Raw genomic sequence first — 11,839 nt, 5'->3', positions numbered from 1 at the left:
CTGTCGGGACGGAACGGCAATCAAGACATCACTGACCCCGTCCCTGATTGTCACCCGCGACCCGGGCGCATTGCCCCCTTTCTATTTATGTATAGCAGAAGACGGCGTCGCCGCAAGCAACCCGACATGCCGGTCCGGAAACACCCTCCACCATGTATGCACCATGCGATTTAACCAGGCCGCGGCTCGGGAATCGGCCCTCTTGCGGGGTATGGTGAAGCCCACGATGTTCGTTTTATTATGGCGAAACGCGCCAGGCCGATCGTTTGCGGACGGCACTCTTTGCCAATCCACTCACCCTGAATTCGCGGGTTATGCGTTGAAACTACTCGTCACAATGTTTGCCGCAGTCTATGCGATGACCTTTATCGCAACTCCGAGCCTGGGCGCGGGCTGGTTCTGGGACATCGGCAACGGTATCGGATTCGCGGCATTCGGCGGTTTGCTTTTTCTCACCGTTTCCAGCGGCCGCCCGCTCAACGTACGAAGTCACCAGCGTACTGGCTATATCCTGCTTTTCATCGCCATGGCCCACGCGTTCTGGTTTCTCCTCGGTGATGCCGCGCTCTCCCAGTACCTCAAACCCGGCGCACCCGGCTACATGTGGCTGGGGCTTTTCAGCCTGGCGCTGCTGGCCGCAATGATCACTGTGGCCTTGCCGACCGATCGCCAGCGCCTCTACCCAGATCACTCGAAATTTCACTACTGGCACCGGCTGATGGCGAAATCAACCATAGCCGCGGCGACATATCACATACTGGCCAGTGGCTTTTATCTCAACAACGGGTACCAGAAAGCGCTGTTTGCCGGGCTTGCCCTGTTCGCGCTCATTGGCCGGCCCGCCTTGACCAGGCTCTTTCATCCGGCCGCCACTTCACCGTTCAGCGTACTGTTGCTTTGCATCGTCATGACCTTGCTGTTCGCGGCCGCAAGGAATGCGCCACTATGAAGACACTATTGGGGCTGCTTGCCTTGACCGGAATACTGGTCGTCATTCTTGGCTCGCCCATTGCGGGACCACAGCCGAAAATGGGACGCTACTACGGCAGTCCCGCGCCGATACTTCCGATGACTTTCGCGCATGCCGATCACGGTGGAATCAACTGCGCCAACTGCCATCACAATTTTGTCGACGACAGCGGCAGTGGACCGTGCATGAGCTGCCATGTCACTAGCGAACAGCTCTGGCCGTCGTTGGAACGGCAATTTCACCATCTCTGCCGCGGCTGCCATGTCGAAAAGGCCGCCCTGGGTGAACAGGGCGGTCCGACACGGCAATGCATCGCCTGCCATTTGGGCGATGAGCGGGCGTAGTGGCTAGCCACTGGCGCAAACCGAGACTTGAGAGGGCGAACGCGGACGGTGGCTGCTTGAAAGCGCGGGCTTGCGTTGGCATCGACTGAAACCACCCGCCAGGGCTGATCTTGTCACACTAGCGATGGATAATGGGGCTGCCGGGCGGACCGCCCGAGGCTCACATCACCAAAATACAGGGCTCGATACAGCGATGCTGGTACTGCAAACCATTCTCCCACTTTTTATACTGATCGCCCTCGGTTTCGCGCTCACCCGCTTCCGGGTGCTGCCCGACGCGGCACCCGGCGCCCTGAGCCTGTTTGTCATATACCTGGCCCTGCCGGCATTGCTGTTTCGCGCGCTGTCTGGCAATGACGATACCGCGGCAATGAACGGCGGCTTGATGGCCGGATACATCGCCGGCTCGTTGACGTGGCTGGTAGTGGCCCTGGCCCTTGCCCGTGCACTGCGTGTCCGCGGAACTTCCGTGGCCGCCTACGCCACTGCCGCGACATACAGTAACAGCGCATTCATCGGCCTGCCTGTCGGTCTGTCCCTCATCGGCCCCCAGGCAGCGACTCTGGCGGCCTTCTTTATCAGCTTCGAGATGATCGTACTCCTCCCCTTGATGATGGTGCTTGCTGAGTGGCACGACAACCAGGGGCGCCTCGGGGAGCATCTGCTCGGCGTGGCACGTCGACTGCTGGGCAATCCCCTGATACTGGCCATCATCGCCGGCGGCCTGTTTGGCGCCCTTGCGATTCCACTGCCCAAGGCGCTACTGCATAGCCTAGATCTGTTGGCCGCCGCCTGCGCACCGGTGGCGCTGGTCTACATTGGCTGCACCCTGGCGAAGCAAAGGCTTTCTCAGCTTGCGGGACCCGCTGCGACAATCACCTGTGGCAAGCTGTTGCTGCACCCCCTGTTTGTCTGCCTGGCCTTTTGGCTCATGCCAAGCGGGGATATCACCCTCGAGGCAGCGGCCGTGGTCAACGCGGCCATGCCCATTGCCACGGTGTTTCCGGTTCTCGCCGTGCGCTACGGGCGCGAGGAAGTGCTCTCCGGCGCCGTGGTGGCAACCACCGCGGTTTCCTTCGTGACAATCAGTCTGTGGATCGCGATGATGGGGCTCAGCTAACGCGGCGCGACCCGCCCCGGACGCGCCGTTGCGGCGCTTTGCTTTACAGACACACGAGGACCAGCGATGGATTTTCACTACGACCCCATCCCCCTGCCCCACCGGCAGGCACTCTCGCCCGGGGAGTCCCTGCGCCGGGCGCAGGCGTATTACGCCTTTATTCGCCAACGCCACTCCGTGCGCGATTTCACCGACCAGCCGGTGGATCGCGCGGTGATCGAAACCGCCCTGCTGGCCGCGGGGACGGCGCCCTCCGGGGCCAATCACCAGCCCTGGCACTTCGCCTGTGTCAGCGACCCGGCGATAAAACGGCGCATTCGCAAGGCGGCGGAACAGGAGGAACGCGAGTTCTACGGCGGCAAGGCCGGCGACGAGTGGCTCAATGACCTCAAGAAGATCGGCACCGATGCCCAAAAGCCTTTCCTGGAGACCGCGCCCTGGTTAATCGCGATTTTCGCCGAGCGCTACGGTATCGATGAAAAGGGTAACAGGCGCAAGAATTACTACATGCCGGAATCGGTGGGCATCGCCACCGGCTTCCTGATCAACGCCCTGCACAACGCGGGGCTGGCCACGCTGACCCACACACCCAACCCGATGAAATTCCTCAACGAAATACTGGGCCGGCCCGGCAACGAGCGACCGTATATCCTGCTGGTTGTCGGTCACCCGGCGGACAACGCCATGATCCCGCGGGCGGCAACCGTCAAGAAACCGCTGGAGCAGATCGCCAGTTTCCTCGAGCCCGCTGCCGCGGAATAGTCGCCGGGGCCCCGGCTGCCCGAACGCTGGCGGTAATCGCTCCGGCTGCCTGGCGAGCGCGTCCAGCTCAACAATCGATACTTGCCGCCTCGAACCAGTCGAGCAGGTAGCGCGCCAGGGAACGGTCCGCGAACAGCAGAATTTGCTCGCCCCGGCCGGGGCTGGCCAGCATCACCGGTACGCCGGCAAAGCGCGTCAGCACGCAGTTGCCGGCGCCGAAGCTCGCCGGGTGAAAATCCACGGTACTGCCGCGGGCGAGAACCTCGCGCACGGCTTCACCCGTGATATCCAGTGCCACCTGACTGTCGGTAATCGCGCTGAGTACAACAAACAGGCCATCGAGCTGCGCCCGCAACGCGCCGAGCACCGCGTCCTCGGTACCGGCCGGGATCGCGATCAGCCATTCGCCGGGCGCGGACCAGAACCACTGCCGGTCCCGCTCGCTGCGGAGACTCCCGGGGCCGGGCGGTTCGATGCCCAGACGGGCGGTCAGCTCTTCCACGGCGCCTGGCCTGCGATGGAAGGCCTGCAGACGAATGAGACCGAGGCCAGTGTTTTCCGCGACACACAGACCCGCGCGCTCCAGCCCCGTGCCCGCCAGCGGGGTCGCCCTGTCCAGTTTAGCCATTGAGTGCCTCTCCCGCCGGGTCATAGACGCCCGGTTTGATCAGGCGGGCACGCTGGCGCTGGCCCGCGTAGAAAACCGTCACTTCCTCGCCCTGCCGATCCCGGGCGTCGGCGACGATGCCCAGCGCCACGGTGCGGTTCAGGTTGGGGCTGTGGAAGGCCGAGGTGACATAGCCGGCGGTACTTTCGCCATCCGCCGTTAGAATATGAGCGCCGCTCACCGTGCGCGCATCCGCTTCCAGCAGCTCCAACCCCGTGAACTGGAAGCGGCCGGGGTCCGAGCCCACCGGCTGGGACAGGCTCCGGCGGCCGACGAAGTCGTCCGGTTTATTCGCCACCGCCCCGCCCCAGCCCAGGTCCTGGGGCATGGTATTGCCGTCGGTGTCCGCGCCGACATGCGGGTAGCCCTTCTCGGTGCGCAGCAGCATCAGGGTTTCGATGCCGAAGGGTACGATGCCGTGAGGTTCACCGGCCTGCATCAGCGCCTCCCACAGCGACAGCCCACAGTTCGCGGGCACGCTGATCTCGAAGGACACCTCGCCGGTAAAGCTGGCGCGCAGAATGCGGCAGGGCTGGCCGAGCAAGCGGCCCTCCCGATACTGCATATGGCCAAAGGCCTCGCGTGAGACATCGATGTCGCCATCGAGCTGTGCCAGTACCGCGCGCGCTTTGGGGCCGCTGAGCATCAGCGTCGCCCACTGGGTGGTGGCGTTGCCGACGATCACCTCCAGATCGGTCCACTCGCACTGCAGCCACTCCTCCAGGTGCTGGTGAATGGTGGTGGCGCCGCCGCTGGTGGTGTGCAGCAGGAAGTGGTCCCGCGCCAGGCAGACCACCACGCCGTCGTCGATCACGATGCCCGCCTCGTTCAGCATCAGCCCATAGCGCGCCGCGCCGACCTCGAGCGTGCGGATATTGTTAAGGTACATGCGATTGAGGAATTCCCGGGCATCGGGACCGCGAACCTCGAGTTTGCCCAGGGGGGAGTAATCCAGCAGCCCCACGGCGCTGCGCACCGCCCTCGCCTCCCGCGCCATCGCCGCTTCCTCCTCCTCGCCGGGCCGCGGGTAGCAGGCCGGGCGCTGCCAGGCGCCGTAGTCCTCGAACAGCGCCCCCGCGGCGACGTGGGCGGCGTGGGCCGGCAACTGCTGGAAGGGGGTGTACAGCGCCCCCAGCTCGATACCGGCGTAGGCACCGAGGGAGGTGGGATGGTAGGGCGGACGGAAACGCGTGGTGCCCACCTCGGGGATCGGCCGGCCGGTCGCCAGGGCCAGTATCCCCAGGCCGTTCACGTTGCTGGTCTTGCCCTGGTCGACCGACATGCCGTTGGTGGTGTAGCGCTTGACGTGCTCCACCGACACGAAGTTCTCCCGCGCCGCGAGCTGGATGTCCGAAGCGGTCACGTCGTACTGGAAGTCCACCCATTGATGCTCCGCTGACACCCCCGGGGTCAGCCACTGGGGCTGGAGATTCAGCGGCGCGGCAAACTCGCCGTTGGCGCGACCGACCGCGGTGACCGCCTGGTGCGCGCGCTCCGGTACGAAACAGGCGTCGCTGTCGCGATAGGCGAGCAGGCCCCCGGACTGGGAGTAGAGATGGACAGTCGGCGTCCAGCCACCGGACATGGCCAGTACATCGCAATCCAGGGTACCGGCGGGCGCTTCAAGGGCATCGCCCGGCCCCGCCAGGCGGTGCAGCACCAGCCGGCGCAGGCCGCTGCGGCCCCGGGTATCGGTGACGACAGTGCCGAGGTGGAGAGCAATGCCGGCCTCCCGGGCACGCTGGCGCAGTTCGGATTCCACCGCGGGGCGGAGGTCGATAATCGCCACCACCGGTACGCCCGCGTCCACCAGTTCCAGGGCCGTGCGCCAGGCGGAATCGTTGTTGGTGTAGAACACGATCCGCTCGCCCAGGGTGAGACCGTAGCGGTGACAGTATTCGCGCACCGCGGACGCCAGCATGATGCCGGGCCGGTCGTTGTTGGGAAATACCAGCGGTCGCTCGATGGCCCCGGTGGCCAGCACCACCCGGCCGGCGAAGATACGCCAGAAGCGCTCGCGCACCGCCCCGCCGGCGGCGGGTCCGTGGTGGTTGGACAACCGCTCGAGGGCGGCCAGTACGTTGTTGTCGTAATAGCCGTTGACCGTGGTGCGACACAACAAGGTGATGTTGTCGCGGGCCGCCACTTCCCGCAGCGCTTCCTCCAGCCAGGACCGATCCGCCGCGGCCGGGCTGGCCAGCAGGCCGCCACCGGGCTCCTCCTGCTCGTCGATCAGCAGCACCCGGCACGCCGGGTCCCGGGAGGTCGCGAGCGCGGCCTCAAGGCCTGAGCGCCCGGCGCCCACCACCACCACATCGGCATGGACGTTCTGCTTGAGATACTTTTGGGGATCGGCGCTTGTCGGCGCAATGCCGAGGCCAGCCAGACGCCGCACCAGCCCCTCCCACCGCTGCCAGTTGGGCCACATAAAGGTTTTGTAATAGAAGGACGCCGGTAGCAGGCGCTTGAATACACCGAGCGCCCCGAACACATCACTGCGTACATTCGGCCAGGCATTCTGTCCACGGGCCTCGAGCCCCTCGTAGAGGGGCACCAGGGTCGCCCGCGCATTGGGCTCGCTGTAACCGCCGCTTTCCAGCTGGACCAGGGCATTGGCTTCTTCCTTGCCGCAGCCGAATACACCCCGCGGGCGATGCAGTTTAAAGCTGCGACCCACCACACCGACACCATTGGCCAGCAGGGCGGAGGCCAGGCTGTCGCCCGCCACGCCCTCGTAGGTCCGCCCGTCGAAGCGGAAGCGCAGGGTCTTGCCCGGATCCACCCGGGCGTGGGGCAGGCGCTGTGCGGTGCGCTTCACACGCCCTCCCCGCCGGGCGCTGGCTTCAGGTCGGTCATCCGGTACACGGCGCGGATCTCGTGCGTCACGGTATCGCGGGCCACGTTGAACCACTGGCGGCAGCCGAAGGTATGGCGCCAGCGCTCGTAGTGCAGGCCCTTGGGGTTGTCGCGCTGGTAGAGGTACTGTGCCCACTCGCGGTCGGACACCGCCGCCGGATCGGCGGGGCGAACAATGTGTGACTGGCCGCCACAGGTGAATTCCGCCTCGCTGCGCGGGCCGCACCAGGGGCATTCGATTCGAATCACGCTTGCATCTCCTTGCTCCGGTCAGTGGGCCACGCCCGCCGCCGCGCCCTCGTCCACCAGCCGTCCCTGCGCGAAGCGGTCCAGGGAAAAGGGCTCCACCAGCGGGTGGGGCCGATCGTGGGCGATGGTGTGGGCCAGGGTTTCGCCCCCGGCGGGAATAGCCTTGTAGCCGCCCGTACCCCAGCCGGTGCTGATGTAGAAACCGGTTACGGGGGTTTTCGACACAATGGGGCTGGAATCGGGGGCAATATCCACGATACCGCCCCACTGGCGCATGAGCTTCAGGCGGCTGAAGGTGGGATACATCTCCACCACCGCGTTCAACACCGCCTCGGTCGTCGGCAGGTTGCCCCGCTGCCCGTAGGAAGGGTGGGTGTCGGCGCCGCCGCCGATCACCAGTTCGCCGCGATCGGACTGGGACACATAGCAGTGCACCATCGGCGACATCACCACGTGGTCGAAGCAGGGTTTGACCGGCTCGCTGACCATGGCCTGCAGGCACTGGCTGACAATCGGCAGCTTGATACCCGCCATGGCGGCCACCGCCGTGCTGTGGCCCGCCACCGCCATGCCCACCTTGTCGGTGCGTATCGCGCCGCGGGAGGTCTTGACACCCCGAATGCGGCCGTCGCCGACTTCGAGCCCGGTCACTTCACAGTTCTGGATAATGTCCACGCCCAGGTTGTCGGCCGCCCGGGCGTAGGCCCAGGCCACCGCATCGTGGCGGGAAATCCCGCCCCGCCGCTGCATAAAGCCGCCGTACACACGGTAGCGCGCGTGCGGACTCATATTGAGCAGCGGCACTGCGGCGGCGATCTCGTCGCGACTCATCACCTGGCAGTCCACCCCCTGTACCTGGATGGCGGTCGCCCAGCGCCGGAAAATTTCCAGCTCATGGCGGCTGAAGGCCAGGTTCAGCAGCCCGACCTGGCTGAACATGATGTTGTAGTTGAGATCGCGCCCCATGGTTTCGAAGCGCTTCAGGGAATGCTCGAAAAAGCGCGTGCTTTCGGGGTAGAAGTAGTTGGAGCGGCTCACCGCGGTATTGCGGCCGGTATTGCCGCCGCCCAGCCAGCCCTTTTCCAGCACCGCCACGTTGGTGATGCCCTGCTCTTTGGCCAGATAGTAGGCCGTGGCCAGGCCGTGCCCGCCGCCACCGATGATCACCACGTCATAGCGCGGCTTGGGCTCGGGACTGCGCCAGGAGCGCGGCCAGCGACGGTGGCCTGTCAACGCGTGCTTGAGCAGGTTGAATCCGGAATACTTTTCCACGAGCCCTCCTTAACAGCACGGTGTACACCTGCCGTCGCCACGCCCGCACCTCGTCAATATGCCGTTGGAAGAAGCCGTCGACGGCCTCGATCAGGGCCAGCTTGATACCCAGGTGATACTGCGGCGCGGAATGGTTCTTCTGGCCGGCCCCGCGCTCGAGCATTTTCATTTACTGCCCGATAACATCCGCGCGGCTAGCCAATCCCCTTGATTTTAACACGGGTGGACTCATTGCTGGTCCCGACACGGCGAACACCGCGCAACGCGAGGTAGGCGACGGCCCCAATCGCCAGGTTTACCAGGCCGAGCACCAGCAGTTCCCCACCGGCGGCGGACCGCTGTATCAGCGCCGCGACCAACAGTGGAGATAGAAACTGGCCGATGAAGAAGGCCGTACTCCAGGCCCCTCCACTGGTGCCGCGACGCTCCGAGGGCGCAACCTGTAACAGCGAGGACACCGTTATTGGCACGAACAGCCCGCAGCCCACCTGATTGATGAATCCCCCCAGTACCAAAGCCGGCGCCCCGGGCGCCATGGCGGCCACCATCAGGCCCGCCCCCGCCAGCAAGGCACTGGCCAGCATCAACACGGGCAAGCTGATGTGACTCAGAAACCGAAAGGCCAGCGCGCCGATCGGGTTGCCCAATCCGGCAAGGGCAATCATGACGCCGATCGCCGTGAGGGTAAACTCGCCGCGACGCTCAAGAAACAATCCCAGCTGCAGCGGTACGATGTAGAACAGGATGGCGCACAGCAGCGTAATCACGAGGTAGGGCAGCACAGTCCCGGTGGGAGGCGCCGCCGGTGCAGGGCTGGTGTCGATCGCGGGAGACCTGTTGGGCTCGAAAATGTACCGCGCCGCGGGAAGGGCTATCAGGATGCCAATGCCATAGAAAGCGAAGGGCGCCCGCCAGCCCCACTCCCCCAGAAACCCGCCCACGATGTAGAACACTGTGGCCATCACCGCCGCCACGCTGCTCTTGTAGGCGATCCAACGGCGCCTCTGCTCTCCCCGAAAGTAGTCACCGATCAGGGCGAAGTTAGCCGCCAGGATTCCGGCTTCGGCGATACCCAGTAGAAAACGGGCCGCGACGATGGCCAGCGGATGGCTCAGCAAGACGGGGGCCATCCCAACGACCCCGTAGAGCAACAGCATGCTCAACAAAACCGGCCGGCGCCCGACACGGTCGACGATATATCCCGCCAGGGGAGAGAACAGGGCGATCGCAAGTGCCGGCGCGGTCAATACCAGGGACGTCACATCAAAAGGCAACGACGCGCCAGCCAGTCCCTCGCGCAAGTTCTGGGCTACCGGCGCCAGTAACACCACGCCCATAACCGGAAGCGCGGATCCCACCAGGATGGTCAGCCCCTGGCGAGTACCGGCCTTTCGTTCCACGCACATCGCCACACGCCCGGTCAGAACGTGTACCGCGCGCGAATACCATAGGTTCTGGGCGGCGAGAGGAATCCATTGATGTTGTAGCCCAACCTGCCGCTGGATTGGTACGCCGTTTCCAAGGTCTCCTCATCCGTCAGGTTCCGTACAAACGCAACCAACTCGACCCCGCTCTGGTCCTGGTAGGACAGGGACAAGTCCACCTTGGTGTGCTCCGCCTGGGAGATCGCCTCGATATTGAACTCGTCGAAGTAATTGCGCGAGCGCCAGTTCGCCTGGAGGGAAGGCTTGAGAATGCCGCGCGGCAAGAACACGCTGTACTCGATGCCCAGACCAACAGAAAACTCGGGTGCCTGGGGCAGCTGGTTACCGGACAGGTCCTGGACGCCCAGCGTCGGGCGCCCGGGGTCGGTACTGTCGAATTCGCTAAAGCGCGCATGCAGCCACCCGCCGGTCAGCTGCAGGTTAAGACTTTCGGATGCCTGGTATTCGGCGTCGATCTCCAGGCCGTAGATTTCCGCTTTCGCGGCGTTGGTCAACGTGGCCAGCAAGCCGACGATCTTGGTCAACTGCAAGTCAGAGTAGTCGTAGTAAAACGCCGCCGAGTTCAAGCGCAACGACTGGTCCAGCAAGTCCGTTTTGACGCCCACTTCATAGGCCCATACCGACTCGGGGTCAACCGCCGGGTTGCTCAGCGCGACCTCCCCGCCGCCGACGGGAATGACCGAGGTCGCACCGAGATTGAACACGCCGGCCTTGAAGCCCTCCGAAACAGAGCCGTACAACATGGTGTCCTGGGTCATGTGGTAGTTGACCCCCACTTTCGGGGTAAAGGAATTCCAGCGCTCGGACTGCTCAAAAGGGCCGGACAGCGGTGGATTGGGATGATCGAGATTTGCCGGCTCAAGGAACTTGGTATCGGTGACAAAATCGGTGTACAAGTCCCGGTCTTCCTTTTCCTCGCTACTGAAGCGCCCCCCCAGTATCACCGCAAGCTGGTCCGTCAGCGAATACTCCGCCTGCCCAAAAACGGCGTACGCACGCGTGTTAATGCTACCGCCGGCCGCATAGGCGGCGAGAAAATTCCCCGGATCCTGCGGTGGCGCCCCGGGCGTCCAGAACACGCCATCGATATCCTCATCGAAAATATAGGCCCCCGCCGTCCACTGAAGCCTGTCGCCGCTAAAGTGAACATTGATCTCCTGGGAGTACTGCACGGACTCCTCATCATAGAAAATCTGGCTCAGCGCCACGTCGGTCCCGTCGAGATCACTGTTGAGGGCAAACTCCGAACTCCGGTAGGCCGTGAGCGACCGGATGGTCAGCGCATCCGAGACGTCCCAATTGACGTCGAGGGTTACCCCCTCCGAGCGCCGGGAATAGCGCGGCTGGATATCACTGGCGATATCAAATTGTTGCAGCAAGGCCGTACCGCCGAGTTGCACCCCGAGAATCGGCTCTCCGGATACCCCCTCCTCGCCGGTCAAGCCCCTCTGGGCGATCGTGCGGGTCGCCCTGGAAGCGTCTTTCTGGTGACTGGTGTCGGCAATGACAGCAATCGACAGCACCGAGGAGGGCTCCCAGGCGACGGTAGCGCGAGCGCTGCTGGCATCGATATTGTCCACGTCCTTGCCGGTGACGATGTTCTCCCCGTAGCCGTCCCTGCGCTGGTCGAAAACGGCCAGCCTCACGCCCAGGTTGTCGCCCAGCGGACCGCCAATCACGCCCTCCAGGATTCTGTGCTCGTAGTTTTCAAGGCTCAGCTGTGCAAATCCGGACCAGTACTCGTCCGGTTTGGCCGTGTAGATATTCACGGCACCACCGGTGGCGTTGCGGCCATAGAGTGTGCCCTGCGGGCCGCGAAGCACCTCCACCCGGTCCACGTCGAAAAAGCTGCCCAACTGCGCCGCCGGCCGCGAGACATAGACGCCGTTCAAGTTGTAGGCAACGCTGCCCTCGGCGCCGGTGGACAGGTTGCTGTAGCTGATACCGCGAATGGACAGTTTCGCGGCGCCGAATGACTCGCCGAAGTCGAAGTTGGGGATTTTCACCGCGATCGCGGCAACATCGTTGATGCCCTGCTGTTGCAAGCTGTCGCCTGACAGGGCCGTCACCGCGATGGGCACATCCTGAATACTGGCCTGGCGCTTTTCGGCGGTTACGATTACCTCTTCCAACCTGGCACTACCCCCCGCGCTG

At 64.3% G+C, this 11,839-nt stretch carries 10 protein-coding genes; 4 read left to right on the top strand and 6 right to left on the bottom strand.

All coding sequences use genetic code 11. The features are described from left to right. The first annotated feature begins 163 nt into the window (after nucleotides 1-163). The 4 genes from JYP50_RS01765 (at nucleotide 164) to JYP50_RS01750 (ending at nucleotide 3,196) form a co-directional block, all read left to right on the top strand. The gene (locus JYP50_RS01765) at nucleotides 164-949 is read left to right on the top strand and encodes a hypothetical protein (protein ID WP_206558730.1); all 786 of its coding nucleotides are present in this window, start codon (nucleotides 164-166) and stop codon (nucleotides 947-949) included. Continuing rightward, nucleotides 946-1,314 carry a cytochrome c3 family protein gene (locus tag JYP50_RS01760; protein WP_206558729.1) on the top strand — a complete coding sequence of 123 codons (369 nt, stop codon included), beginning with the start codon at nucleotides 946-948 and terminating at the stop codon, nucleotides 1,312-1,314. The genes JYP50_RS01765 and JYP50_RS01760 overlap by 4 nt, the downstream gene beginning before the upstream one ends. 193 nt (nucleotides 1,315-1,507) lie before the next feature. Then, on the top strand, nucleotides 1,508-2,434 hold the full coding sequence (locus tag JYP50_RS01755) for an AEC family transporter (RefSeq protein WP_206558728.1): 927 nt from the start codon (nucleotides 1,508-1,510) through the stop codon (nucleotides 2,432-2,434). A 66-nt stretch (nucleotides 2,435-2,500) separates the two neighbouring features. Beyond that, the gene (locus tag JYP50_RS01750; RefSeq protein WP_206558727.1) at nucleotides 2,501-3,196 is read left to right on the top strand and encodes a nitroreductase family protein; all 696 of its coding nucleotides are present in this window, start codon (nucleotides 2,501-2,503) and stop codon (nucleotides 3,194-3,196) included. Between the two features lie 67 nt (nucleotides 3,197-3,263). Here JYP50_RS01750 and JYP50_RS01745 read toward each other — a convergent pair whose 3' ends face one another. The 6 genes from JYP50_RS01745 to JYP50_RS01720 form a co-directional block, all read right to left on the bottom strand. After that, on the bottom strand, nucleotides 3,264-3,824 hold the full coding sequence (locus JYP50_RS01745) for a sarcosine oxidase subunit gamma (protein ID WP_206558726.1): 561 nt from the start codon (nucleotides 3,822-3,824) through the stop codon (nucleotides 3,264-3,266). Next, nucleotides 3,817-6,681 (bottom strand): 2Fe-2S iron-sulfur cluster-binding protein, encoded by a 2,865-nt coding sequence (locus JYP50_RS01740; RefSeq protein WP_206558725.1) that lies wholly within the window; start codon nucleotides 6,679-6,681, stop codon nucleotides 3,817-3,819. The genes JYP50_RS01745 and JYP50_RS01740 overlap by 8 nt, the downstream gene beginning before the upstream one ends. Then, a complete protein-coding gene (locus JYP50_RS01735; protein WP_206558724.1) occupies nucleotides 6,678-6,968 on the bottom strand; it encodes a sarcosine oxidase subunit delta family protein in 291 nt (96 codons plus the stop codon). Before JYP50_RS01735 ends, JYP50_RS01740 begins: the two co-directional genes overlap by 4 nt. Nucleotides 6,969-6,989: 21 nt before the next feature. Further along, the gene (locus tag JYP50_RS01730; RefSeq protein ID WP_206558723.1) at nucleotides 6,990-8,240 is read right to left on the bottom strand and encodes a sarcosine oxidase subunit beta family protein; all 1,251 of its coding nucleotides are present in this window, start codon (nucleotides 8,238-8,240) and stop codon (nucleotides 6,990-6,992) included. Between the two features lie 194 nt (nucleotides 8,241-8,434). Then, nucleotides 8,435-9,640, bottom strand: coding sequence for an MFS transporter (locus tag JYP50_RS01725; protein ID WP_206558722.1), 1,206 nt, complete (start codon nucleotides 9,638-9,640; stop codon nucleotides 8,435-8,437). Between the two features lie 20 nt (nucleotides 9,641-9,660). After that, the gene (locus JYP50_RS01720; protein WP_206558721.1) at nucleotides 9,661-11,817 is read right to left on the bottom strand and encodes a TonB-dependent receptor; all 2,157 of its coding nucleotides are present in this window, start codon (nucleotides 11,815-11,817) and stop codon (nucleotides 9,661-9,663) included. Nucleotides 11,818-11,839 lie beyond the last annotated feature (22 nt).

This window comes from Parahaliea mediterranea (assembly GCF_017255185.1).
Classification (GTDB): domain Bacteria; phylum Pseudomonadota; class Gammaproteobacteria; order Pseudomonadales; family Halieaceae; genus JAFKCZ01.
This window is presented reverse-complemented; position numbering and strand designations above follow the sequence as displayed.

Coding starts and splice junctions, on each gene's coding strand:
- JYP50_RS01765 (WP_206558730.1), top strand. CDS start 164: ATGCGATTTAACCAGGCCGCGGCTCGGGAATCGGCCCTCTTGCGGGGT.
- JYP50_RS01760 (WP_206558729.1), top strand. CDS start 946: ATGAAGACACTATTGGGGCTGCTTGCCTTGACCGGAATACTGGTCGTC.
- JYP50_RS01755 (WP_206558728.1), top strand. CDS start 1,508: ATGCTGGTACTGCAAACCATTCTCCCACTTTTTATACTGATCGCCCTC.
- JYP50_RS01750 (WP_206558727.1), top strand. CDS start 2,501: ATGGATTTTCACTACGACCCCATCCCCCTGCCCCACCGGCAGGCACTC.
- JYP50_RS01745 (WP_206558726.1), bottom strand. CDS start 3,824: ATGGCTAAACTGGACAGGGCGACCCCGCTGGCGGGCACGGGGCTGGAG.